We start from the raw sequence: 25,705 nt of genomic DNA on the forward strand, positions 1-25,705 counted from the left end.
ATGAAAACATCCGATTCCAACTCATTGCACCCGGAACACGCCTGTGCACTTTATCGGGACCGCAGCGGCGCATAAATTGAAGTGTTCGGAAAGCTTCTGTAACCTGCGACAACATGCGACCCGGAAGCGAGAATTCATGAGATTTAACCTATTGGCTGCAATGGCCCTGTTCGTCTGGGTGGCTATGCTATCTCTGGGGTCGGAAGCGACGGCGCAGACTTCGCTTATACCCGGGTATGGTTCGGGGTCTGGCACGACATCTGAAGCAGATAAGGAAAGCGAACTGGCTGACGCGATCCGATCAGCCACCGAAGCGGGTGCAAGCGTCATCGTCATCGACAGCGCCGGTCAGCTTGTCTCATCTGGTGGCAATACCGCCTCGACGCACGACGATATCGCCCATGACCCGATGTCCGAAGGGTCACAGTTGATGAAGGCGCAAGAGCGGTTCTCGAAGTTCCGCGAGTCGATGGAGTCGCGCCTGCAGGCTTTGCCGTATTCGATCTTCGAAGTGCAATATGTTTTGCGAGAGACCAGCCCGGACGGCCGAATACAGACCTATGTCGAAGTGTTGGGCTGGAATATACTCTTCCTTCTTCTGGGGCGCTGGCTGTCGATAGAAATCTACGGCAAGCGTCTTGCAAAAAGGCTTGTGGTGGCGCGGTCAAAAGAAGATCCGCAGGGCTATCGCGAAAAAATGCCCTTTCTGGTCTTTCGCTTTTTCATGGGTGTTGGGGCCACGATCTTCGCGATGCTGATGGCCTTGATCGTGGGCTATCTGATCTTTGGCGAGGCTGAAGATCTTTCGATTCAGTTCACGACCACCGCCATATTTACGGCATTCTTTCTTGCACGCACAGTTTCCGATCTTTGGCGTATGGTGTTGTCTCCTTACCTCAGTCAGTACCGGCTGCCGCCCTTTTCCGACCGGGAGGCAAAACGCCTTTACGTCTGGGCCTCGGCAATCGCGACATATGATATCTCGGTGGTATTGTTTTCTACCTGGGTTGCGGATTTTGGTCTGAACTACAATGTCTATGCGATGGTCTATGGCGGCCTGACCATGTTTGGCGCCTTGGGCAATGTTCTGATGATTCTGTTCAACGCGCGCGCCATCTCGAACGCGATCCGAGGCGGGCGGTCAAAGGAACAGGTATCCTGGATTTTGCGCCTGATATCGATTGCCTGGGCGCCGGTTCTGGCAGTTTATATCGTGTTCAGCTGGTTCAAACTGGCTGTTGATCTGGTGCTTGAGAACGAGAATTCCATTCCGATTGTTGCCAGCAGCTATGCCATCTTCATGTCTGTGGTCATTGCCTATGGCGCGATGAACTATCTGCTTGAACGCTACTTCGTCCGCAATCGCCAGATTGAAGAGCTGAACGCAGAGACTGGTGCCGGTGTTGAAGAGGATGAGGTTCCTCAAACCCCGCAAGCGGAAAAGAGAAAGCACTCGATCGTCACCTATGAGGATCTGGCGCGACGTGTGGCCGGTATCCTGGCATTTGTCGTCGGGTTATATGCTCTGGTCGTAATATGGAATCCGGACGCAAGCTGGAGCGAAGACCTGCCTATTGAACGGGCTCTGGACGTGATGGTTATCCTGTTCATGGGCTACATCTTGTTCCATTTCTTTCGTGTCTGGATTGATACCAAGATTGCTGAGGAAGAAGACGTAGCCGGTGGAGAGGTTGAACTGGGCGACGAGGGCGGGGAAGGCGGGCAAAGCCGTCTTGCGACACTGCTTCCATTGTTCCGTGGCGCAATTTTGGCGGTTGTTGTTGTGACCATCGTTCTGATTGTCCTGATGGAATTGGGTATCAATGTCAGCCCGCTGTTCGCTGGTGCCGGTGTCGTGGGTCTGGCCGTTGGGTTCGGGTCGCAAACGCTTGTCCGGGATATCTTCTCGGGCGCGTTTTTCCTGATGGATGATGCCTTCCGCAAAGGCGAATATATTGACATTGGCGATGTGAAGGGGACGGTCGAGAAAATCTCGGTCCGGTCGTTCCAGTTGCGGCACCATCTGGGCGCACTGAATACGATCCCCTTTGGCGAGATCAAAGTTCTTACCAACTATTCGCGCGATTGGGTGATCATGAAGCTGCCCCTGCGGGTGACCTATGACACCGATGTCGAAAAAGTGCGGAAACTCATCAAGAATTTGGGCCAAGAGCTTTTGAGCGATCCGGTGATTGGGGATAATTTTATCCAGCCGTTGAAATCGCAGGGCGTGATCGAAATGCAGGATTCGGCGATGATCATTCGGGTCAAGTTCATGACCAAGCCGGGCGATCAGTGGCTGGTGCGTAAGAAGGTCTATCAGGATATCCGCGAATTGTTTGCCCGCGAAGGGATCAAGTTTGCTCATCGTGAGGTGACCGTCAGGCTTGCTGACGGAAAAGAGGCCGAAAACCTGACACCGCAGGAACGCGAAGCGGTGACCGGTGCAGTGCATGCGGCCATCGACGAGGATTATCTGGACGATATCGGTCCTGGAGGCGACGACCGCTAGGGACCGCTCCCGCCTCTTTGGGCTGCGTCTCTGACGAGACCCCTTCCAAAGCGTTGGACCGGACCGCGCATCTGCCGGCGAGGGCGTAGGCGTAGGGCTATGACCAGGTGGCGCTCGACGTGCCCAGTTTGCTTGCGGGTAGGTCCCACGACATCTGAGCCGGACCAACCGAGAGCGCGGGCTTCAACCTGTGGCCAGGTCCCCATCCAGAGGTTTCGGTCTTGGTCGTGAAATCCGCAGGAACCGAAGCGCCAATTTCTGTCTTGGTGTCGAACTTGCTTAGAATGGTCAGCAGGTCAGCCGTGCGTGCCAGCGACAATCGGGCCTGCATGATCGGCGCACCCATCGCGGCTTCGGACAATGCTGACAGGACGGCGGCAGCCATCAGATATCCAGTCGCGTGGTCCAGCGCCTGCACCGGCAGGGGTGTCGGCTTGTCTGCACCGGCCCATACCCGACCTGCATCGGCAATCCCGCTGCTCATCTGTACGAGGCTGTCAAATCCGCGCCGCGAAGACCAAGGGCCTTGCCAGCCATAGGCATTCAGCGTGACTTCTACTCTGTTCGGGGCAATCTCGTCCCGTTTGGCTTGGGTGAGGCCCAGCGCGTCCAATGCGCCAGGGCGGTAGCCATGAATGAAAACATCCGCCTGAGCCAGCAACGCGTGAAGTGTCTCGGCACCTTCCGGCGATTTCAGGTCAAGATAGGCGCAGCGCTTGCCCAGGGAAATGTCCGGGATCACACCGGGTTCATCCCAACCCGGAGGATCAATGCGCAGGACCTCTGCCCCGAACCCCGCCAGAGTTCTAGTTGAAACCGGACCGGCCAGAACGCGGGTCAGATCAAGCACGCGCAGACCTGCCAGCGGGCGCTTGGCCGTTGCCTTTGGCCGGTCGCGAAGCTTAATCTGTCGGGGTTTGTGCCATCCGATCAGCGGGTCCCGTGAAACCGCGCGCCCCTGTGGATGATCCTGCCATTCCCCACGGCTGCGCATGGCGGCTGCCACACCACCCTCAGCCACGACAGCGTTTTCAAGATTGGCCGCCGACATAGTTGCAACAGCCTTTGTAACCGCGTCCCGATCTCCGTTGACCTTCAGGACTTTCAGGGCGGCCGCACGGTGCTGAGGCAGGTTCGTGTGCAGCCTGATCCAACCATCATTGGCAAGGTAATCACCGGCGATACTGTCCCAGAGGTTGGGCATTTCCCAGCCATCGGGTTTGAAAGAATATCCGTACCAGAGAGACGCCAACCGGTGATCGACCAAAATCTCGGGCGGGCTTTGGGTCAGGTTCAGCGCGCCCATCAGGCGTGCCAGTTCCTGACCAACAGCCGCAAAGCTGGCGGTCGCCAGTTCGGAGACTGCATACACGCTGGGTCGCGCTCCGGTGCCGGTTGTCCGATACCCTTCGGGTGATGGCAGTACGGATAACAGCGTCATTGCTGATATGGATCCAGGCTGTCACGAAGCCCGTCACCCAGAAAGTTGAATGCCAGCACGATGACAATGATCGGCAGCATCGGGATGGCCGTCCAGGGGTAGATCTCGATCGAGGCAAGGTTCTGCGCATCGTTCAGCATCACACCCCAGCTGACGGCCGGGGCGCGCAGCCCAAGCCCAAGGAAGCTGAGCGCCGTTTCGCCCAGGATCATTGCCGGGATCGACAGGGTTGCCGATGCGATCAGATGCGACATGAAGTTGGGCAGCAGGTGCTTGCGGATCACCCGGCCCGAGCTTGCTCCCATCATTTCGGCTGCACGTACGTATTCTTCTTCGCGCAGCGAAAGGAATTTGGCACGAACAGATCGCGCAAGGCCAGGCCAGTCGAGAATCCCCAAGATAATCGAGATGATGAAGAATACCGCGACCGGGCTCCAATTCGAGGGGACCGCCGCTGATAGCGCGAGCCAAAGGGGCAATTCAGGTAGTGAGCGCAGAATTTCGATTATACGGTTAATCACCCAGTCGATTCTGCCGCCAAAATATCCCGCAATCGAGCCGAACAGGATACCAAGAAAGAAGGACACTGAAATCCCGATCAGACCCACCGTCAATGACAGCTGGGCGCCAAAGAGGATACGGCTGAATACATCACGGCCCAGACGATCCGACCCCCATAGGAACAAAGTCGCGTCTTCAGGTGCACAGAACAGGTGCGTATCGGATTTGATCAGACCCGCCAGCTTGTACTCGGCCCCTTCGCAGAAAAACTTGATTGGCCGCGGGGTGTCGGTGTCGGCGACAAACTTCCACTGGAAGGTCTCCAGATCCGCCTCGGCCACCATCGAATAGACATAAGGCCCGATGAATTCGCCCTCATGGAACCAGTTGATGCTTTGCGGCGGGGCATAGAGATGCTCGTCATTACGTTCATTCGGGCCATAAGGCGCGATGAAACCCGCAAAGGGCAGCATGAGATAGCACAGCAACAGGAAGATGCCGGAAATCAGGCCCAGCTTGTGGGTTCGGAATTTGCGCCAGACCAGAATCCAGTTCGGAGCATCCAAATCGGCGCGCTCAAGCTGTTGCAGGGCGGCATCGGGATCGAATGGGGCGTCGTCGACATAGCGACCATCAGGGTGTTGGGTCATGCTTCACGCCCCTCATATCGGATGCGCGGGTCCAGCATGACCAGCAGAATGTCAGAGATCATCGTGCCGATCAGCGTCAGCAAGGCCACGAACATAAGGATGAAGGCGGATAGGAACTGATCCTGCGTCTTCAGCGCCGTCAGCAATGTCGGGCCGATCGTCTGAAGACCCAGAACAACCGATACCAGAACCGAGCCGGAGACCATCGAAGGCAGCAGGTTTCCGATATCCGCGACAAAGGGGTTGAAGGCCACACGCAGCGGGTATTTGGTCAGCATCCGCGACGGGGCCATGCCTTTGGCAATGGCGGTTTCCACATAGGGCTTGCCCAGTTCATCCAGCATATTCGCCCGCAGCCGCTGCATCATGGCCGAGGCGCCAGATGTGCCGATCACAAAGGTCGGTACGATCAAATGGACGAGGATGGATTTCAGCTTTTCCCAACTCATCGGCAGCCCTTCAAAGGACGGGTCCATCAGGCCTCCGATTGGTAGGTTGAAATAGCGGTGCCCATAGTAGAACAGGATCAGTGCCAGTAAAAAGTTCGGCGTTGCCAGACCCAAATAGCCCACAAAGGCCGAGGTATAGTCGATCCAGGTCCGCGACTTCGCGGCTGCAAGGACACCCAGTGGCAAGGCCACCGCATATACGAACAGGATGGCGGCCAGATTGACCACGACGGTCAGCCACAGCGTGTCGCCCACGATTTCTGCGACCGGGCGGTCAAATTCAAAGGACCAGCCGTAGTTGCCTTGCACCAGCCCATCGAACCCATGCGGGCCGGGCCAGAAACCGATCCAGATCAGATATTGCTCCCACATGGGGCGATCCAGCGCATATTCCGCGCGCAGGAATTCTGCCTTGGCCACACCCGCCGATTGTCCGGACGCCTGCAGTTCCGCGATCTGATTGCTGAGATAGTCACCCGGGGGCAGGTTGATAATCACGAATACCAGAACCGACACCACCAGAAGGGTCAGCAGCATCGTGAAAAAGCGATAGACTGCATAGCGCAGCATGACCATGTGGCTGCTCCTGATCAGTCGGCGAAAAAGAATTCGTCCGGCCGGTGAATGCCGAAATGTGCGCCGGGTTCCCAGGCCCACATGGCCTGCTCGGGGACGTTGCGCAGGCGGTTCGATACGACGATAGGCTGAGGCGCACCGTTCAGAATGCCAATGGCATAAAGTTGGTCAGCGTGGATTTTCAGCATCTCATCCCATGCGGCCTTGCGTTCCTCATCAGTCGAGGCGACCTCCCAGTTATGGGCCAGTTCCATCAGGCGCTCGGCCTCAGGCATATCGGGTTTCTCGCCAACATCGCCTCCGGTCTGATAGTACTGCCCCCATTTTGGCCAGGCCAAAAACACCTGATCGGTAGGGGCAAGATAAGCTGGTGAGGTGTGGTGTTGCGGGATGCCGTCATCCCAGCCGAACCAGACCGACGCCATTGTGCTGCCGGCAAACACCCGGTTGCGCAGAATGTCCCTGTCCAATGGGCGCATAATAAGATCGACGCCAATGTCGCGCCATGTGTCCGTGACGATTTGCAAGGCGTTTTCGACCTCTTGCCGCTCACCTGCAGTTTCGATGACCAGTTCCATCGGGCGGCCATCCGGCAACAGCCGCGTGCCGTTCTTGTCACGTTCGGTCAGGCCGGCCTCGTCCAGCAGCGCATTCGCCAATTCGATGTCGTACTGTGCCCATGCCTTTGCGTTTTCTTCGTTGAAGAAGGGCGAAGCGGGCAAGACCGACATCGCGGCGGGATGGGCCAGTTTGAAATACAGCGCCTGATTTATCGTTTTGCGGTCGATTGCCAGAGACAGCGCGCGGCGAACACGCGCGTCACGCAAAACGGTACGCCATGCTTCGTCTTCGTAGTTCAGATTGGGGTAAATCGCGATCTGTGAGGCAACCCCGGTTTTCCACAGCAAGGTTTTGTAGTCTCCACCAGCCTCGCCTTTTTTCAAGATCGAAGCGTCGCGGAACGCCAGTCCGCGCCCCTGTAGATCGGATTCGCCAGCATTGGTTTTTGCGGCAACCAGACCCCCGGCCACGATCTCCATCTCGACCACGTCGATATAGGGAAGCTGCACCCCATGGCTATCGATGCGATGAAAATAGGGATTGCGAACAAAGTTGTGACGGATCTTTTTGCCCGAACTTGCATTCAACCAGGGCTGCAAAGTTGGCAACTCGTGGTTGTCAAACTTGTAAAGGTTGTCGAGTTTGTTGTGTAAAGCCGCCCAGCTTTTGACGCGGGCATCTTCAACCTGAAAGGCAAGCTTTTCTGCGTCAGCGTATTTCTCGTGGTACTGTTTCAGGAACTCGGAAGGGCGGTAGATGAAAGGCGGGCGCGCTTGTGCCAGAGCCTGCAGGAAGCCGGGGTTGGGATCTTCCCATTCAAACACAACGGTCGTTTCATCGGGGAATGTCACGGTCGGAGTCTTGCCTTCGACGATCAGAAAATCCGGTGGTCCCGACGGGCTGAGCAGTTCGTTATTCGCCACATCCTCCCACCAGTATCGGAAGTCCTCGGAAGTGAACGGAGAGCCATTCGACCATTTGTGACCTTCACGGAGGTTGAGGGTGTATTTGCGGTTGTCGTCGTTCTGGAAGGATTCAAGTAGGTCTGGAACGACCTGATAGGTCTGGTCGAAGCCAACAAGGCGGGCATATCCGTAAACCACCATCTGCCGGATGTCTTTGGACCGAGTAATCATTGTGCGCAAAGTGCCGCCCTGTTTGCCGAATTCCCTGCCTTTTGCAGCAAGATCCACAATCAGGGGTTCGGCGGGAATTCGGTCCTGTATGGGGGGAAGGTTCCCCGCATTCACTTCGGTTTCCCAGAAAGTACTTTCTTGCAGCTCGGACATGTCTGCCGTGGCGGGCAGGGCCCATGTTGCGGCCAGCGCAACGGCCAGTAACAGCGGGCGAGTGGTCTTAAACATGGCATCGTACCTTATGGCCGGGCTCCATCTCTACCAATGAAGGTACCACGGAGTCGGTAAATCGGAAGGCGTCATCCCAACTGTCAGGTGAACCAGCACCCAAAGCAACCAAATTCAGGTCGATGGGGCGGTTGATGTCGGGCTCTGGCTGCGCAGCAATCAGTGCTTTGGTGTAAGGGTGACGAGGGTTGTAAAACAGTGTCTCGGGCGGGGCCTGTTCCACGACAAGCCCACGACGCATCACAGCAACTTCGTCGGCAATGCGCGCAACGACCGCAAGGTCGTGCGAGATGAAGAAATACGACAAGTTCAGGCTGTCCTGCAAATGTTCCAGCAATGTCAGGATTTGTTCCTGAACCGACACGTCCAGAGCCGAAGTGGGTTCGTCACAGACAATAAGCTGAGGGTCGAGCATCATTGCGCGGGCAATCGACAGGCGCTGTCTTTGGCCGCCGGAAAAAGCATGGGGATAGCGTTTCAGCATATCGGCGTTCAGGCCAACACGTGTCAGCATCTCGGCCGCTTTTTCGCGCTGCTCGGCGGTCGATCCGATACGGTGAATCTCCAACGGTTCGGTCATCGCATCCTGAATGCGCATGCGAGGGCTGAGAGAGCTGTAGGGATCCTGAAACACCATCTGCGCCTTGCGCTGAAACGCGGTGCGCTGGGTCCGGGTCATCTTGTGAACGGTGATCGCTTCTTCATCGGGGGAGGTTCGAAACAGAACCTCTCCGCCCGGATCAGGCGGCTCAGCCCCTAGTGCGATGCGGGCGGCCGTAGTTTTGCCCGAGCCGCTTTCGCCGACGATCGCCAGCGTCTTGCCCCGCGCGAGGTTCAGATCGACTCCGCGGCAGGCATGGATCAGGCGTTCGCCCTGCCAGCCCTTGCTGGATCGCATCGTATAGGTTTTCGACACGGCCTTCATCTGAAGGATCAGATCTTCGTCGGGCATCGGGATGCCAACTGCGTCCTGATCCGGAATCTCGGGCGCGGCGTTGAACAACTGTTGGGTATAGGGGTGAGCAGGGCTGGTCAGGATCGGTGCCGCAGCTCCAGCCTCCATCACGCGGCCTTTGTGCATGACCACGACCTGTTCGGCCATATTGGCGACGACCCCCAAATCATGGGTCACAAGGATCAGCGCCATTCCCGTTTCACGCTGAAGCTCTTTGATCAGCCCCAGCACCTGGGCCTGTGTCGTAACGTCCAATGCTGTCGTCGGCTCGTCCGCGATCAGTAATTCCGGTTTGGAAACCATGGCCATAGCGATCATGGCGCGTTGGCGCATCCCGCCGGACAGCTCGAACGGGTAAGAATCATATGCGCGCTGAGGGTCTGGAAAACCCACGCGTTCGAACTGTTCCAGAACCGTTTTGCGGGCCTGTGCCTCGGAGGCATTGCGATGCAGCCAAAGAACTTCGCTGACCTGATTGCCAATTTTGTGCAGGGGAGAGAGCGAGCGCATCGGCTCTTGAAATATCATCGAGATCCGATTGCCGCGAATGCCGCGCATCTGACGCTCGCTGATCTGGGTCAGTTCCTCCATGCCTTTGGAATCATTCAGAGTAATCGTGCCGCTTCGAATTTGGGCTGCTCGGGGAAGAATGCGCAACGCAGCCCGGCATGAGATCGTTTTCCCCGACCCTGATTCACCCACAAGCGCAAGTGTCTGTCCCGCTTCGACGTCGAAGTTGACGCCTTGAACCACAGACTCTCCGGCACCAAATCCGATGCTGAGGTCCCGGACAGACAACAACGCAGTCATGCGGGTATTCCACCCGTTAGGCCGTAGCTCGGCATAGGCTTGATCAACTCCCTGTGTTTTTTGTCGCAGTTTCGCGCGGTTGTGCCTGTATAGTCAAACCCGTTCTTAGGGTGAAATGTCGCGAAAACGTGAAACTGAGGCCGATTTGCCTACACAATGCCTTGAGGATTTGTCATCACATGCGATGTCGGTCACAGGTTATGTGTCGTCAGATATCAAGGAGAGATTTCCCAGTGCCCGATCCCCAAAGCCGTCTTGACCTGTTTATCGACCGCATGGTGTCCCAGCGCGCCTGCCTGGACCATGCGATTGCACAGACAAGCACCATGTCCGGTCCGGTGTTCGAGCTGGGGTTGGGCAACGGCCGCACCTATCACCACATGGTTCAGTATATTCAGAACCGCCCGGTCTATGTGTTCGAACGCGCCGTGGCCTCCCATCCGGACTCTACCCCGTCCGAGGATCTGGTGATTCTGGGGGATGTGCGTGAGACTCTGCCTGCGGCGCTGGAACGGTTTGGGGCGACGGCCAGTTTGATCCATGCGGATCTTGGCGGCCATAACAGGGACAAGAACGATGCTTTCGCGCGGTTGGTTTCCCCCCTGATAGAACCGTTGTTGGCAGAAGGTGGGCTGATGGTGTCCAGCGACCGGATGTATTTCGAAAACCTGACCGAGATGCCCTTGCCTGAGCATGCGGTAGACGGACGTTGTTTCATCTACCGCCGCTGAGTGCGAAAGGGTTGCCAAATGCTTTTCTATGATTGCACGACCGCTCCAAACCCGCGCCGCGCGCGCATGTTCATCGCAGAAAAAGGGCTGGAGATTGAAACGCGCAATATCTCGATTGCAAAGGCGGAACAGTTGGATGACGCTTTCCTTGCAGTAAACCCCAATGCGACGATCCCTGTTCTGGTGACGGATGAGGGCGCAACGCTGACCGAAAACCTGGGCATTGCCGCCTATCTTGAGGCGCGCTTTCCCGAACCACCTTTGATGGGACGTACGCCAGATGAAAAGGGGCTGGTCCTGATGTGGAACAGCATTGTCGAGCAGCAGGGTGGAGTGCCTATTGCTGAGGCTCTGCGCAACACCCATCCCGCGTTCAAGGATCGGGCGGTTCCGGGCCCGGCGAACTATGCCCAGATTCCCGAGCTGGCACAGCGTGGCATGGACCGGGTTGGCCGGTTTTTCGATTTGCTTGAAACGCGGCTGAAGGATAGTGCGTTTGTTGCGGGGGCTGAGTTCACGCTGGCCGATATCTCGACCTTTGTGTTCGTTGACTTTGCCCGCGTGATCAAGATGCGGATTCCACAGGAAAATACCGCCACATTATCATGGTTTGACAAGATTGCTTCGCGTCCAAGCGCAAAGCTTTAATGCGTTGAAATTGAGCTGTCTGAACTTGCACACCTGGACTGTACAGAAATGTCTAGACAGGTGTGAACAGTATCACTAGCGTCTCCCTCGAGTCATGCAGGGGAGAGCATAATGAAATCTCAGTATCGCGTTGTGGTCATCGGTGGCGGCGTTGTGGGCGCCTCGGTTCTGTATCACTTGGCCAAATTCGGCTGGTCAGATGTGGTCATGCTGGAACGGCGGCGGTTGGCGTCGGGATCGTCCTGGCACGCGGCGGGCGGTATTCACGCGCTGAACGCGGATCCGAACATGGCATCGCTGCAGGCCTATACAATCGACCTTCTCAGCGAGATCGAAAAGGAATCCGGGCAGAATATCGGCCTGCACATGACCGGTGGTCTGACTTTGGCTGGAACGCCCGAGCGGTGGGAGTGGCTGCAGGCCAACTATCGTATCTTCCAGTCTATCGGTATCGAAGACTGCGAATTGCTGACTCCACAAGAGGCGCAAAAGCGCTGTCCCATCATGTCGACTGACGGCGTTCTGGGCGCGATGTGGGCCGATCGAGAGGGCTATATCGACACGACCGGTACGGTTCAGGCCTATGCAACCGCCGCCAAGAAACGCGGTGCCGAGTATTACGAGGAGACCAAGGTCGAGGAATTGATCCAAACCGATGATGGCTGGCAGGTCGTGACGGACAGGGGCACAATAACTTGCGAGCACGTGGTCAATGCCGCGGGGCTTTGGGCCAAGCAGGTCGGGCGCATGGCGGGGGTTGAGCTGCCAGTGTCGCCGCTGAAACATCACTATCTGATCACGGATACAGTGCCCGAAGTGGCGGCGGCGGATTTTGAGATGCCAATGACCGTGGACCTCGAGGGGTTCACCTATATGCGGCAAGACCAAAAGGGTGTTCTGGTCGGTATCTATGAGGTCGACCATGAACATTGGGCCATGGACGGCGCGCCGTGGAATTATGGCGAGGAACTGTTTCAGGAGCAGCTTGACCGGATCGAGAATGAACTGACGCTGGGCTTTGAACGCTATCCGTCGATCCAGAATGTCGGCATCAAAACCTGGGTCAACGGGGCGTTTACATTCTCGCCTGATGGTAACCCGCTGGTCGGGCCGGTACCAGGCAAGCGCGGGTATTGGACCGCCTGCGCTGTCATGGCCGGGTTCCTGCAGGGCGGCGGCGTTGGCAAAACGCTGGCTGAGTGGATGATCCATGGCGAGCCCGAGGCCGATGCATGGCCGATGGACATTGCCCGCTATGGCGGTTTTGCCCAGAACAAACGCTATATCCGTGAAACCACCGGGCAATTCTATTCCCGCCGTTTCGTGATGACTTATCCGAATGAACAGCTGCCTGCCGGTCGTCCGCTGAAGATGGCGCCAGCTCATGACGCGATGACTGAAGCGGGATGCAAATGGGGTGTCAGCTGGGACCTTGAGGTGCCGCTGTACTTCGCGCCGAAAGGGTTCGAAGAAACGCCGACCCTCAAGCGATCCAACGCGCATGATATCGTGGCCAAGGAATGCAAGGTGATCCGCGAGGGCGTCGGCCTGATGGACATCTCTGGCTTTTCCCGGTTCGAGGTCACCGGGCCAAATGCCGAGCTGTGGCTGGATCGCGTGATGGCTTCGAAACTGCCCGCGCCAGGACGGGCCAAGTTGGCACCAATGCTGGGTGAGAATGGGCGGCTCAAAGGGGATCTGACCGTTCTGAATTGGGGCGATGGCACCTGGTGGATCATGGGCAGCTATTACTTGCGCGCCTGGCATATGCGCTGGTTCGACGATCATATGATCGACGGAGTCGAGGTTCGCGATCTGGGCGAGGAGTATTGCGGGTTCGGTCTGGTCGGGCCGAAATCGCAGGAGGTAATCGAAAAACTGGCCGAGCAGGACGTCTCGGGTCTGAAATTCATGGGCTGTGGTGATTTTGATATCGGTCTTGTCAGGGCTCGCGTTGCGCGCATGTCAGTCACTGGTGAAAAAGGCTATGAGATCAACTGCCGCTATGGCGATCACATCAAGCTGCGTCGGATGTTGCTTGAGGCGGGGGCTGATGAGGGTATTCGTGACTGTGGGTTCAACGCGATGCTGTCCACGCGGCTTGAGAAGAGCTTTGGCATCTGGTCGGCGGAATTCACGCAAGCGTACACGCCGGGCATGACCGGCATGGATCGCTGGATCGATTGGGACAAGGATTTCGTCGGTAAAGAGGCCGCCTTGGCCGAACGCGATGGCAATGGTCCTGCACAGGTTCAGGTGACGCTTGAGGTTGATGCTCTGGACGCAGATGCCAGCGGATACGAACCTGTCTGGTCAGGGGCAGAGCACGTGGGTTTTGTCACCTCGGGCGGCTATGGCCACTACACCGGCAAGTCCCTGGCGATGGCGCTGGTCAATCGTGACAAGGCTGCACCAGGCACTGAACTGTCTGTCCATGTGGTTGGGGTCGAACGACCTGCGCGGGTCATCGCGCCGTCGCCCTATGATCCACAGGGCAAAGCGATGCGGGGTTGAGCGTGTCGGCCAGCGATCAGGGACGCAGGCGCAGACGGCGCGGCGTGGATGCCGCGCCGCCGCCCGGTCGGGATATCAACTATCGCCAGCTGAAAAATCCTTTTCCACTGATGGAGGTCTTTCCCGCAGACCAGATCGCCGACATGCACGAAACCGCGCTGCGCATCTTGCAAGAGCTGGGTGTGAAAGTTCTGCTGCCCGAGGCGCGGAATATCTTTGCCAAAGCCGGCGCGCGCGTAGATGCCGATAGCGAGATGGTCTATATCGGTCGCGATATGGTCGAGGCTGCGGTGGCCTCGGCGCCGAAATCCATTGCCTGCCGGGCCGGTGCTCGGCAGAGGGATTTCACATTGGAACTGGGCAGCCTTGTGTTCCAACCGGGGGCAGGGGCGCCGAATGCCACTGATCTGGAACGCGGACGTCGCCCGGCGACCGGGCAGGACTATCTGGAATTTCTGAAGCTCACCCATCATTTCGACGTGTTCCAGATGATCTCGCCTCAGGTTGAACCGCAGGATGTGCCGACCCCTCTGCGGCACTATTTCACCACGCAGGCGCAGATGGAGCTGACAGACAAGTTCCCGTTCTTCTTCTCGCGCGGAACGCCGCAGGTGATGGATTGCTTTGAGATGCTGACGACCGCGCGAGGCCTGTCGGATGACGAATTTAGGACCCACCCGCACAGCTATACGATCATCAACACGAACAGCCCGCGCACGCTGGATATCCCGATGGCGCAAGGGCTGATCGACTTTGCGCGCCACGGGCAGATGTCGATCATCACGCCCTTCACGCTGATGGGCGCGATGGCCCCGATCACGGTGGCGGGGGCCATTACCCTGTCCCATGCCGAGGCTCTGGCCGCGCTGACCCTAACCCAACTGGCCAAGCCCGGCGCGCCGGTGTGTTATGGGACGTTCACCAGCAATGTGGACATGAAATCCGGTGCTCCGGCCTTTGGAACGCCCTCGCATTTTCAGGCCTCACTGGCGGCCGGGCAGTTGGCGCGGCATCTGGGCCTGCCGTGGCGCTCGGCTGCGGGGTCGGCTTCAAACATCAATGATGTGCAGGCGGCAAATGAAAACCAGTTTGGCCTGTGGGGGTGCCTGATGGCAGGGGCGACGGTGATCATTCACTCGGCGGGATGGCTAGAGGGCGGATTGACCGTGTCCTTTGAAAAACTGGTCTGCGACGCCGAAGTGTTGAACATGGTGGCCGAGCTGTGCGCCGGGGTGCAGGCTGGCGAGGCTGAAATTGGGTTCGACACTGCGCTAAGCGAGGTTGAGCCCAGCGGACATTTCTTTGCATCCAGCCAGACGATGGACCGCTATAATACCGAATTCTATGAGCCGCATGTCCATGATTATGCCAATTTCGGCACCTGGGCCGAGCGTGGATCGTTGGACGCAAACAGTCGTGCGACCGGTGTATGGAAGGAAATTTTGGCCAATTTTCAGCCACCTGAGCAAAACAGCGACCAGATTGGCGCGCTGAAAGACTTTATTGCCAAACGTACCGAAGAGGGCGGCGCGCCGCCGGAGAGTTAAATGAATACGAAACCCATCCTGCACCGGGACGATCCGGAAGCTGAACCGCTGATCGGCAATATCAAGGTCACGCGCGACGACTGGCTGAACGTGGCGTTGGATGTGCTAATCTCGGACGGGGTCGATCAGATCAAGGTGATGAATCTGGCGGAACGGATGGCCGTGTCTCGGTCGTCCTTCTATTGGTACTTCAAATCGCGCCAGGAACTGCTGGATGCTCTTTTGGCACGGTGGCAGGCCACCAATACCGCGGCATTGGTCGCGCAGGCCGAAGCTCCGGCAAAGACGATAACTGGTGCGGTGTGCAATGTGCATCGCTGTGTCGTCAATACCGACCTGTTTGACACCGCGCTGGATTTCGCGGTGCGCGACTGGGCGCGCAAATCGGGCAAGGTGCGGCGCGCGCTGGACCAGTCTGACGCCCGACGGTTGCTAGCGCTGCACGCCATGTTTGCCCGCTTTGGCTATTCCGAGGTCGAGGCGGAAACCCGTGCGCGCGTGCTGTATTACATGCAGATAGGATACGATCTGGCGCAGCTGAATGAACCGATGTCCACGCGGATATCAATGGTGCCGCATTATCTATATGTCTTCACCGGGGTCGAGCCGAGGCCAGAGGAAGTAGAAGAATTCAGCGCCTATTCGCGCCATCATTGGAAAGGAGAGCCATCATGAGTCAACCAGATGCAATCATCATCGGAACAGGCGTGATCGGGGCGGCCATCGCATTTGAAATGGCCAAGGCCGGGTGGAAAACCGTATCTCTGGACCGGAACGCTCAGGTTGGCCATGGCTCAACCGCCGGGTCCTGCGCGATCATCCGGATGCATTATTCCACCTTTGATGGCACGGCATTCGCCTGGGAAGGCTATCATTATTGGCGCGACTGGGCCGAGTATCTTGGCCTGCCGCAAGGCGCCGATCTGGCCCAATTCCGTGAAACCGGCTGTCTGGTCATGAAGACCGAGGCGAACGGGTTGCTGGAAAAACACATGAAGAACAGTTCCGCGCTGAATTGCCCGTTCGAGGAATGGTCCCCCGAACAGGTCTCCGACCGGCTGCCGGTCTATTCGCAGGACAGTTTTGCCCCCGCTCGTCGCATGGATGACCCCGAGTTTGGGCAGCCCAACGGACGCAAGATGCAAGGCGGCGTTTACTGGCCTCAAGCCGGGTATGTCACCGATCCGGCCCTATCCGCACAGAACCTGATGGACGCCGCCAAACAGCACGGGGCCAAAGTGCGAACCGGGGCCGAAGTGGTCGAGATTTTGACTGATGGCGGGCGAGTTTCTGGTATCAGGTTGGCATCGGGAGAAGACATTCATGCGAAAGTTGTGGTTAACGTAGCCGGGCCGGGTTCGGCCATCATCAACGGGATGGCAGATGTTCTGGATGACATGACCATTCAGACCCGCCCCTTGCGCCAAGAGGTCGTTCACGTCCCTGCGCCCGAGGGGTTTGACTTTGAAAATGACGGGACAATCGTGTCGGACAGCGATATCGCCTGCTATTGCCGGCCAGAGCATGGCAACCACATCCTGGTGGGCTCGGAAGACCCCGAATGCGACCCACATCAATGGTGCGAAGATGACGTAACCTATAATCGCGACTTTACCGACCAGTGGACGACACAAGCGATGCGCTATGCCCAGAGAGTGCCCAGCCTTGGCATCCCTTCCAAGACCCGCGGTGTGGTGGACCTGTATGATGCGTCGACGGATTGGATTCCAATCTATGACAAATCCAGCCTTCCCGGTTTTTATATGGCCTGCGGATCCAGTGGAAATCAGTACAAGAACGCGCCGATTGCAGGCAAGATGATGACGGCGCTGATCGGGTATTGCGAAGACGGCGCGGATCATGACAGTGCGCCGCTACAATTTGAACTGCCCTATATTGGACGCACAATCGATGTCGGTTTCTATTCCCGCAAGCGCCCGATCAACAAAGAAAGCAGTTTTTCCGTTTTGGGCTAGCCGACACGTCCTGATGCACTAGCATTCAAGGGATCGAGTTGAGCCCGGACGCATAATGACCAAATCGAAGAACAAGGTTCTGATCCTCGGCAGCGCCCCCACCGCGCTGCGTGCGCGGGACTGGGCGCGTATGCCGTTCACGCATATAGTCGCTATCAACAATGCCTGGCGGGTCCGCGCAGACTGGGATTTTCTGATCCACCCTGAGGATTTCCCGACCAAGAACATGCCCACATCTGTCAGTGACATTCAGCGTATAGTCACTGCAAATGAATACGTTCCGATACAGAACGGTTTCGGTGGATTTGTCTATGCCGGGGGAACGATGGCCTTTACCGCCGGATACTGGGCTTTGTCTGCATTACAGCCCTCGGTTCTGGCTTATTGCGGTTGCGATATGATCTATTCCGGACAGGGTCGGACGCATTTCTACGGCAACGGAGCCGCAGATCCGTTGCGACCCGATGTGACCTTGCGACTGCTCGAGGCGAAGTCGGCGCGACTAGGGTTGTTTGCTGCAGCGCAGGGCTGTCGCACAGTGCGATTGTCCGAAGGGCCAAGCCGACTGGTTTACCCCTCGGTCGACAGCGAAGATTTGTCTTCGGTCGAGATGCCTTCTACATCGGGGATGGCTGAGATCATACGGTCGGAGTCGGATCTTGGATATTTCGTGGAGTCTGGACGGTACTGGGAGGTTGAGACCGAGTTCGACCCGCAGAAGATTGATGCCTTGGACCAACGGTGGCTATCGCTCTATCCATCGGCCTCTCAGCTCTGAATTGCTGTGGTATTTCTGGTTCAGGCCGCGAATGTCGCCCAGGCCCAGACCATTGCCACATAGGTCAGATTATGCATGCACTGATCCAGCCCGGCTGCCCGCCAAAAGGCTGCCTGAGTCGGCATAAGCTGTTTTTTGTCGGAATAGCTGGCTTTGGCAAAATCGATGTTGAAATGAACTATCCACTCTAGCGCGGCAATGATCAGGATAAACGGCAGCGGAGCGCCGAAAACCAAAAAAACCAATACCGAACCAACAACATGCACAGCAGCATGTTGCGCGCGTCCCCAGTGAAAATACTCACCCCGGCCTGACAGCATCTTGGGCGTCTGGAGGTAAAAATCTGCAAACATATGTTTGATCTGCAATAAGCAGAGCATCAATAACACAGTGCCTAATGTGGCAGGCAAAAGACTCCTCCCGATATCGTCCTAAAGCGAACAGTAGGGGCTAATGTGAGGTTGCGCAAATGAACTTGTTCACATTCGGCAAATATCTGTTCAATTCGGAAACTATTTGCGTCTGCAGGCTTGATTGCGGTAAATTCAGACTGTTGAATTTACGAGAATTTCGTAAAGACCGGGTCAGTGATCCGCAGCAGGGGCAGGTTCCATAGAACGCACGATTTTCCGTTTTATCTGGAAATATTCAAAGCGCGACCAGCTGATTTTGCTGGCCGTAACCACGTCTTTGTTTCCTCTGCTATACCTGACGCTGGAACTGCCCAAGCGCATCATCAATGACGCGATCGGGGCTGCGACCCCTGTTGTTGATGTGCTGGGCTACAGCCTGTCGCAAACGAATTTTCTGATCATATTATGTATTGGGTTTCTGCTCGCCGTTCTGGCGCATGGTTTGATGAAAATGCGCATCAACACCATGAAAGGCGTCCTGAGCGAACGGATGCTGCGCCGATTCCGGTATCAGATGATCAGCCGCGCCTTGAGATTTCCGCAACCCTATTTCGAACGGGTCAGCCAAGGCGAAATGGTGTCGATGATCACCGCTGAAAGCGAGCCGATGGGTGGGCTGATGGGCGATGCGATCAGCCAGCCGGTATTGCAGGCGGGACAGATGATCACGATCCTGTCCTTCCTGTTCCTACAGAGCTTTTGGTTCGGGCTTGCTGCCGTTTCCCTGATCCCATTACAGGCCTGGTTGATCCCAAAGCTGCAGCGCCAGATCAATCTGTTGAACAAAAGCCGCATCCAGGAAGTGCGCGTGCTGGCTGCACAGATCGGTGAAAACGCAGCAGGTGCGTCAACGCTGCGGGCAAATGGTGGCTGGCGGTATCGCCGGGCCATGATCTCGGATCAGCTGGGCCGGTTGTTTGAAATCCGCTTCGATATCTACCAGAAAAAGTTCTTTATGAAGTTCATCAACAACTTCATTTCGCAGCTTACCCCATTCCTGTTCTATCTGGTTGGCGGCATTCTGGTCTTGCAGGGCTCGGTCTCGTTGGGGGCGTTGGTTGCGGCTTTGGCGGCTTACAAGGACCTCAGTTCGCCTTGGAAAGAGTTGCTCACATATTACAACCAGACACAGGATATGTCCTTGCGCTGGGATGTTGTGATCGAACGCTTCGCGCCCTCTGGAATGCAGGACGAAAGCCTGTTCGAAGGCGAGCCCGACAAACATCCCAGGCTGGACGGGGATATTGTTCTGAAACATGCGTCTGTTCGAGACATGGACGGGAATCTGGTTCTGGACGACCTCGATCTGACATTCCCAGGCGGTAAAACCATCGGAATCGCTGCGCCCAGCGAAGAAGACCGGCGTGCGGTTTCGGAATTGCTGACCCGAGAGATCCTGCCCAGTTCCGGCAGGGTAACGGTCGGGCAGGAAGATTTGTCAAAGCTGCATCAGGGAGTCATTGCTGCGCGGATCGGTTTTGCCTCATCGCGACCGGTTATGTTTCAGGGAACTTTGGGCGACAATGTGATGATGCCGATGCGTCTTCGTCCTCTGTCGACAGAATCAGACGACCCCGGCTTTGCTGAAACAAGACGAGCGGGCAACAGTACCGACCCGTTTAGAGTTGATTGGCTGGACCCGTCGCTGGCTGGTTTGAACACCGTGGAAGACCTGCGCGACTGGTGGTTACAACTGATCGACGGTCTAGGTTCGGGCGCTGCCCTGTTTCAGCGCGGTGCTGAACAGACATTCGAAGCCAACGAGCACCCCGAGTTGGTCAGAAAACTGGTTGAACTACGGCCCAAAGTTCAGGAGGCGGTGGTCAAGGCTGGGTTGCAACAGCAGGCTCTGATCTTTGACCGCAATGCATATAATGCGGCCTTGCCGGTCGCGGAAAACCTGCTTTTCGCGACACCCTGCGTTCCGGTCACTCAGGAAATACTGACCCGTCAGGGCGTGTTTTTGGGGCAGCTGCGCGAGCTGGGCTTGGACGAAACCCTGGTCAGCCTGACGCGCGATGTCATTGATATGTTGCGCCAGATCTTTGGATTGGACGGCACGGACCACCCGTTGTTCCGCAAGCTTGGCCTGCAGGCCGAAGTCTACGAAGCTGCAGTCGAACTGGTAGAGCGCACCCGAAACGAAGGTGTCAGCGGTCTGGATGATGGGCAACTGGCCAACCTTCTGGCGGTTCCGTTTGTCATCTCGGCAGAACAGATTGGCCCCGCGTTTACGGATGAATTGAAAAACCGCATACTTGAATTGCGGCAAAGCCACTCCGAAAAGCTGCTGCAACATCTGAATGATGTCTTCGTGCCGCTGAACGAAACCGAGTTTGCCCCCGGTCTGACCGTGATGGAGAACGCTTTGTTCGGTAAGGTCAGCCAGATCGGCGGCGCGCGATCAGATGAGGTCCGTAAGCTGATCGTTGATGTCCTTTCTGAAAACGGTGCCCGACCTTTGGTGGTCGAGCTGATTTACGATGTACCGGTCTCGCTGGGCGGGCAGAACTTGCCTGCGGTTTTCGCCGAACCTTTGGCCTTTACGCGGGCTACGATCAAGAAACCCGACATTCTGATCCTTGATAATGCCTTGGCAAGCTATGACATGGAAACTCAGATTGCGGTCTATAAGAACCTGCGCGCCCTATTGCCAAATGCGACGGTGATTTATCTGAACGATCAGTACGAAAACCCTGACGTATTCGACATGTTCATAGAAATAAGGCAAGGTCGTGTGGTTTCAGACGAAGGACCCGCCGACGTGGAAGAAGATAGCGCAGCATCAGCCGATTTGGCGCGCAAGCTTCGTGCGCTGGAACAGACGCCGCTGTTTTCCGGTCTTGACCGCAGACAGCTGCGCCTTCTGGCATTTGGTGCGCGCTGGTTCCAGGCCCAACCGGGAGAGGTGGTGTTCCTGAAAGACGACCAGCCCACCGATGGGGCCTATGTCGTTTTGGAAGGCGAGGCAGGCCTGTATTTGCCGCAACCAGAAGGTCCCGATCAACTGATCGCAACGGTTGGCTCCGGCGCATTGGTCGGAGAGTTGGGGTTGATCCGAAAGGAACCCCGCGCCCTGAGCATGATTGCAGAAACCGACCTGTCTTGTCTGCGTATCGGTGAGGAAGAATTCCTGGCCGTGGTCGAAAACGATGCCGCAACCGCTTTCAAGCTGATGCAGGTGATCGCCGGCTATGTTTCGAACTAGGGGTTGGCTTCAGGTTTGCAGAACAGGTCGTATAGCAGCTGGATGACTTTCGCTGTATTTCCGTCCTGCAGGGAATAGTAGATGGTTTTGCCATCGCGCCGTGTCGACACCAGCTGTTCTTCTCGTAGGCGTGCCAACATCTGACTGACTGCGGCCTGCCGGATTTGCAGCAGTTTTTCCAGCTCACCAACCGATTTCTCGCCATCACCCAGATGGCACAAAATCATCAGGCGGCCTTCATGCGCCAGCGTCTTCAGGTACGCGGCGGCACGTGCTGCACTTTCCTGCATGCCGGGCGGAGTTTCGTCCGTATTCAGTGTTTCGTGGTCTTGAACTGTCACGCGCGTATAGGTTCCAAACTTGGCTTTGGCGCAATATGACTCAGAATTTCAGTACTTGTCACCCCTTTGCAGCAGGGGCACCGCCCTGAAAGGCGTTGCCGTTGGCATAGTCGCAAGGTTCTTCCTGCATCTGAAGGTGCAACCCATCGCCGGTATAGGGGTGTGAGCGGGCCAGATCTTCGTCCACTTCGATCCCCAACCCTGGCGCATTCGGTGCCACGACAAAGCCATTTTCAACGCGCAGTGAACCTTTGATCAAAGCGTCGTGATACGGCGTATCAATGGTTTCCAGCAACAGCAGATTTGGGATTGAGGCTGCCAGATGGATATTGGCGGCCCATTCAACTGGACCAGCATAGAGATGCGGAGCCATCTGGGCGTTGAATATCTCGGCCATGGCTGCGACTTTCTTCATCTCCCATATCCCACCTGCACGCCCAAGGGCGGGTTGCAGGATTTCTGCAGCACCTGCGCGCAAAACTGCACCGAATTCGGCTTTGGTGGTCATGCGTTCCCCGGTTGCCACGGGTATTCGCACGTTGCGAGCGACGCGGGCCATGTCTTCGATCATGTCAGGTGGGGTAGGTTCTTCGAACCAAAGCGGTGAATAGGGTTCCAGCGCCTGACCCAGCCGGATTGCGCCTGCAGTGTTGAACTGACCGTGAGTGCCAAACAACAGGTCGGCCCTGTCGCCGACCGCTTCACGGATCGCTTTGCAAAAGGCAACTGACATCGAGATGTCGGACATAGCAGGCATATGCCCGCCACGGATCGTGTAGGGACCAGCGGGATCAAATTTTACTGCCGTGAAGCCGCGGCTCACCATTTCAGCTGCACATTCCGCGGCCTGGTCGGGCGAAGTCCAAAAGTCGGCCAGGTCATGCCGGGGCAGGGGGTAAAGGTAGGTGTAGGCCCGGATGCGTTGATTAACCAGCCCACCCAAAAGCGCATAAACCGGACGGTCGCGATCTTTACCCAGAATGTCCCAACACGCGATTTCCAGCCCTGAAAACGCACCCATTACGGTCAGGTCGGGGCGCTGGGTAAAGCCGCTGGAATAGACGCGGCGGAACATAAGCTCGATATTCTCGGGGTTCTCGCCGAGCATATGCCGTTCAAAGACATCCCGGATTACGTGACACATAGCTTCAGGTCCAATGGATGAGGCATAGCATTCGCCCCAACCGGTGACGCCTGTGTCGGTGGTAACCTTTACCAGTATCCAGTACCGGCCACCCCAACCCGGAGCAGGGGGGGCCGTGACAATGATATCGAGATCCTGCAGTTTCATAGGATATACTCCAGCCGGGGCTGCTTAGGCCCTGTCAAACATGATGACGTTTCGTTTGGCCGATCCGGTTTTGGTATCCGCAATCGCCTCGTTGATTTGCGACAAGGACCAGCGGCCCGAGATCAGTTCATCCAGCCTCAGCCGTCCCTGTTCATACAGGTCGATCATCCAGGGAATATCACGTTGGATCACCACATCCCCCATCTTTGACCCGATCAGCCCCTGACCAAGTGCGGCCAGGACAACAGGTTCATAGCTTGCCATGTCGCCGGAATGGGGCATCCCGATCATGATGGCCTTACCGCCTCGGCCAAGATAGCGAACGGCCTGGTCATAGGCCGGGATCGCACCGACTGTGATCAGGACGGCATCGGCCCCTCGACCGCCAAGTGCGCGGTAAGCTGCCTTCCATGGTGCGTCCAAAGTGGCCAGAACGCCGTGGGTTGCACCAAATTCCTTTGCAATGGCCAGTTTGTCCTCGGTCATGTCGACCGCAACGATACGCCGGGCACCCGCAATCCGTGCGCCTTGTATGGCGTTCAGGCCAACGCCTCCGGCCCCGATCACGACGACATCCTGACCCGGGCGCAGACCGGCGGCATTCACGGCAGCGCCCACACCGGTGATCACCCCGCAAGACAGCAGGCTGGCCACATCCTTTGGCAGGGCCTCGGGAATTTTCACGATCTGCCGGTGGCTGACCACGACTTTTTCGGCAAAAGCCCCGCACGCCATTGCTTGCTCCAGCGGGCCCCCGTCAGCGGTGCGCAACGGACCTTTTACAGTGTCGTGGGGTGTTTCACATAAGGTTGGCTTGCCACCCGCGCAGGAGGGGCAGGAACCGCATGCACGGATCAGCGTCACCACGACGGAATCGCCAACCTCGAACCCTTCGGTCATGCCACCCGTTGCGGTGATCACACCCGCGGCCTCATGGCCATATACAGCGGGCAGGAATCCACCCCAGGCGCCGCTGGCGAAAGAAATGTCGGAATGGCAGATCGCAACCGCATCCAGGGTGACCTCGACTTCGCCGGCGGCGGGCGGGGCGATCAGCACGTCTTCTATGACCAGGGGTTTGTCGAATGCCCGACATACGGCCGCCTTGATGGATTGCATGATGTCCTCGTATTCGGTTTTAATCACGGTGGCGCGGTTCGGAATGCCCTGCAAGGCCGAAACCGTCATCGTCATGTCGTTGTTATGCAGAAATGGGGCGAGATCTGTAAAAGAGGATAAGGCCGACAATCATAAGGCACATGGCCAGAAGAAACGGCGCGCCGGGAAAATAGATGGCGGTGCCGGGCTTTGCGAACCAGGCAAATACGCTGCTCATGACCAGAGGGGAAATCACCATGGAAAGCGCGTGCAGTGAAGTTAGCACGCCCTGAAGCTCTCCTTGTTGCGAATCTGGTGTTGCGCGCGAGGCCAGAGCCTGGATTGCCGGGGTTGCGACTGCGCCGATAGCCGTGATCGGGATCAGCATCAGCGCGATTATTCCATTGGTCAGAAAAGCCAGAAGCAAAAAGCTGACAATCTCGAACACCATCCCGAGAAGGATTGTTACGCGTTCGCCGAGATAACGTGTGGCGGGGCGTATCAATCCGCCCTGAACCGCGGCCATTCCAATTCCGTAAAGACCCAGCGACACACCAATCATCTGGGGTGACCATCCAAAACGCTCGGCGGTGAAATAGGCCCAAATGGCCGGATAGACATAGATTGAGACAGAATAGAGGAAATAGACCCACAACATCGGACGGATCCCCGGCAGCGCCGCGATGGCATGCAGTGAATTCACTGGGTTAGCGCGGCGCAGGCTGAACGGGCGCCGGTTCTTATCGGTCACCGTTTCAGGCATCACCATCATACCGACGCCGAATGTTATGGCCGAAAGCGCTGCGGCAGCCCAGAAGGGCGCACGGGTTCCATATTCGCTGAGCAATCCGCCGATGACCGGACCCAGGACAAAGCCAACCCCGAATGCCGCCCCTAACAGACCGAAATTCGCAGCTTTTTCGTGGGGTTTCGACACATCCGCCATGAACGCCGCGGCGGTGGAATGAGTTGCGGCTGTGATCCCGCCGACGATCCGACCGGCAAGTAATAGCCAGATACTGCCAGCAAGCGCCATGACCACATAGTCCAACGACATAACAAACAGAGATACCAACAATACACCCCTGCGCCCGAAAGCGTCAGACAGGTTGCCCAGGATCGGTCCAAAGATAAATTGCATCGCTGCAAAAGCGGTGCTTAGGACGCCGCCCCAGATCGCCGCGCTGGCCAGTGTACCACCCTGAACATCAATAATGAGCTCGGGCATAATGGGCAGCACAAGGCCAATCCCCATTGCATCAATCATGACAGTGGCAAGAACAAACAGGAAAGGTAAGCGCATGGGAACCGACAAAGAAAGTTTCGGGCACCCTATCGGGG

Annotated in this window: 19 protein-coding genes; 9 read left to right on the top strand and 10 right to left on the bottom strand. The window is 57.0% G+C overall.

Going from position 1 to position 25,705, the window contains the following annotated elements; all coding sequences use genetic code 11:
* Positions 1–136: 136 nt before the first annotated feature.
* Complete coding sequence (locus AC2FIP_RS19835) at positions 137–2,512, top strand: mechanosensitive ion channel family protein (RefSeq protein ID WP_281973444.1); 2,376 nt, start codon at positions 137–139, stop codon at positions 2,510–2,512.
* 97 nt (positions 2,513–2,609) lie between these two features.
* Here the strand turns inward: AC2FIP_RS19835 and AC2FIP_RS19840 are convergent, their stop codons facing one another.
* The 5 genes from AC2FIP_RS19840 to AC2FIP_RS19860 are packed head-to-tail and all read right to left on the bottom strand — an operon-like array spanning position 2,610 to position 9,819.
* Positions 2,610–3,953, bottom strand: a complete 1,344-nt coding sequence (locus tag AC2FIP_RS19840) for a CoA transferase (protein ID WP_496787845.1) — start codon at positions 3,951–3,953, stop codon at positions 2,610–2,612.
* Positions 3,950–5,104 (bottom strand): ABC transporter permease, encoded by a 1,155-nt coding sequence (locus AC2FIP_RS19845; RefSeq protein WP_496787846.1) that lies wholly within the window; start codon positions 5,102–5,104, stop codon positions 3,950–3,952. The genes AC2FIP_RS19840 and AC2FIP_RS19845 overlap by 4 nt, the downstream gene beginning before the upstream one ends.
* Complete coding sequence (locus AC2FIP_RS19850; RefSeq protein ID WP_271951540.1) at positions 5,101–6,129, bottom strand: ABC transporter permease; 1,029 nt, start codon at positions 6,127–6,129, stop codon at positions 5,101–5,103. Before AC2FIP_RS19850 ends, AC2FIP_RS19845 begins: the two co-directional genes overlap by 4 nt.
* Before the next feature lie 14 nt (positions 6,130–6,143).
* Positions 6,144–8,054 (bottom strand): ABC transporter substrate-binding protein, encoded by a 1,911-nt coding sequence (locus AC2FIP_RS19855; protein WP_496787847.1) that lies wholly within the window; start codon positions 8,052–8,054, stop codon positions 6,144–6,146.
* The gene (locus tag AC2FIP_RS19860; RefSeq protein WP_496690375.1) at positions 8,047–9,819 is read right to left on the bottom strand and encodes an ABC transporter ATP-binding protein; all 1,773 of its coding nucleotides are present in this window, start codon (positions 9,817–9,819) and stop codon (positions 8,047–8,049) included. Before AC2FIP_RS19860 ends, AC2FIP_RS19855 begins: the two co-directional genes overlap by 8 nt.
* 200 nt (positions 9,820–10,019) lie before the next feature.
* On the opposite strand from AC2FIP_RS19860, the gene AC2FIP_RS19865 reads away from it, so the two are divergent.
* The 7 genes from AC2FIP_RS19865 to AC2FIP_RS19895 all read left to right on the top strand — a co-directional run bounded on the left by AC2FIP_RS19865 (position 10,020) and on the right by AC2FIP_RS19895 (position 18,013).
* The gene (locus AC2FIP_RS19865) at positions 10,020–10,550 is read left to right on the top strand and encodes a class I SAM-dependent methyltransferase (RefSeq protein WP_496787849.1); all 531 of its coding nucleotides are present in this window, start codon (positions 10,020–10,022) and stop codon (positions 10,548–10,550) included.
* Between the two features lie 18 nt (positions 10,551–10,568).
* A complete protein-coding gene (locus tag AC2FIP_RS19870) occupies positions 10,569–11,198 on the top strand; it encodes a glutathione S-transferase (protein WP_496787851.1) in 630 nt (209 codons plus the stop codon).
* A gap of 111 nt (positions 11,199–11,309) precedes the next feature.
* Positions 11,310–13,712: a GcvT family protein gene (locus AC2FIP_RS19875; protein ID WP_496787852.1), complete on the top strand. Its 2,403-nt coding sequence runs from the start codon at positions 11,310–11,312 to the stop codon at positions 13,710–13,712.
* Positions 13,713–13,714: 2 nt separating this feature from the next.
* Positions 13,715–15,259, top strand: a complete 1,545-nt coding sequence (locus tag AC2FIP_RS19880; RefSeq protein WP_496787853.1) for a trimethylamine methyltransferase family protein — start codon at positions 13,715–13,717, stop codon at positions 15,257–15,259.
* On the top strand, positions 15,260–15,934 hold the full coding sequence (locus AC2FIP_RS19885; RefSeq protein ID WP_271951552.1) for a TetR/AcrR family transcriptional regulator: 675 nt from the start codon (positions 15,260–15,262) through the stop codon (positions 15,932–15,934).
* Positions 15,931–17,235, top strand: a complete 1,305-nt coding sequence (locus AC2FIP_RS19890) for an NAD(P)/FAD-dependent oxidoreductase (protein ID WP_496787854.1) — start codon at positions 15,931–15,933, stop codon at positions 17,233–17,235. The genes AC2FIP_RS19885 and AC2FIP_RS19890 overlap by 4 nt, the downstream gene beginning before the upstream one ends.
* Before the next feature lie 55 nt (positions 17,236–17,290).
* Positions 17,291–18,013 (top strand): hypothetical protein, encoded by a 723-nt coding sequence (locus tag AC2FIP_RS19895; RefSeq protein WP_496787856.1) that lies wholly within the window; start codon positions 17,291–17,293, stop codon positions 18,011–18,013.
* Between the two features lie 20 nt (positions 18,014–18,033).
* Here AC2FIP_RS19895 and AC2FIP_RS19900 read toward each other — a convergent pair whose 3' ends face one another.
* Positions 18,034–18,393 carry a DUF3307 domain-containing protein gene (locus AC2FIP_RS19900; RefSeq protein ID WP_496692932.1) on the bottom strand — a complete coding sequence of 120 codons (360 nt, stop codon included), beginning with the start codon at positions 18,391–18,393 and terminating at the stop codon, positions 18,034–18,036.
* A gap of 244 nt (positions 18,394–18,637) precedes the next feature.
* Between AC2FIP_RS19900 and AC2FIP_RS19905 the strand changes: the two genes are divergently transcribed.
* On the top strand, positions 18,638–21,634 hold the full coding sequence (locus tag AC2FIP_RS19905) for an ABC transporter transmembrane domain-containing protein (RefSeq protein WP_496787898.1): 2,997 nt from the start codon (positions 18,638–18,640) through the stop codon (positions 21,632–21,634).
* Here AC2FIP_RS19905 and AC2FIP_RS19910 read toward each other — a convergent pair.
* From AC2FIP_RS19910 to AC2FIP_RS19925, 4 genes are all read right to left on the bottom strand, one after another.
* Complete coding sequence (locus AC2FIP_RS19910) at positions 21,631–21,924, bottom strand: ArsR/SmtB family transcription factor (RefSeq protein ID WP_142639497.1); 294 nt, start codon at positions 21,922–21,924, stop codon at positions 21,631–21,633. The genes AC2FIP_RS19905 and AC2FIP_RS19910 overlap by 4 nt on opposite strands.
* A gap of 109 nt (positions 21,925–22,033) precedes the next feature.
* The gene (locus AC2FIP_RS19915) at positions 22,034–23,266 is read right to left on the bottom strand and encodes a mandelate racemase/muconate lactonizing enzyme family protein (protein ID WP_496703535.1); all 1,233 of its coding nucleotides are present in this window, start codon (positions 23,264–23,266) and stop codon (positions 22,034–22,036) included.
* A gap of 24 nt (positions 23,267–23,290) precedes the next feature.
* On the bottom strand, positions 23,291–24,385 hold the full coding sequence (locus AC2FIP_RS19920; protein WP_496787900.1) for a zinc-binding dehydrogenase: 1,095 nt from the start codon (positions 24,383–24,385) through the stop codon (positions 23,291–23,293).
* Positions 24,386–24,467: 82 nt separating this feature from the next.
* Positions 24,468–25,667 (bottom strand): TCR/Tet family MFS transporter, encoded by a 1,200-nt coding sequence (locus AC2FIP_RS19925; RefSeq protein ID WP_496787857.1) that lies wholly within the window; start codon positions 25,665–25,667, stop codon positions 24,468–24,470.
* Positions 25,668–25,705 lie beyond the last annotated feature (38 nt).

The organism is Ruegeria sp. CDSB114, from assembly GCF_059611025.1.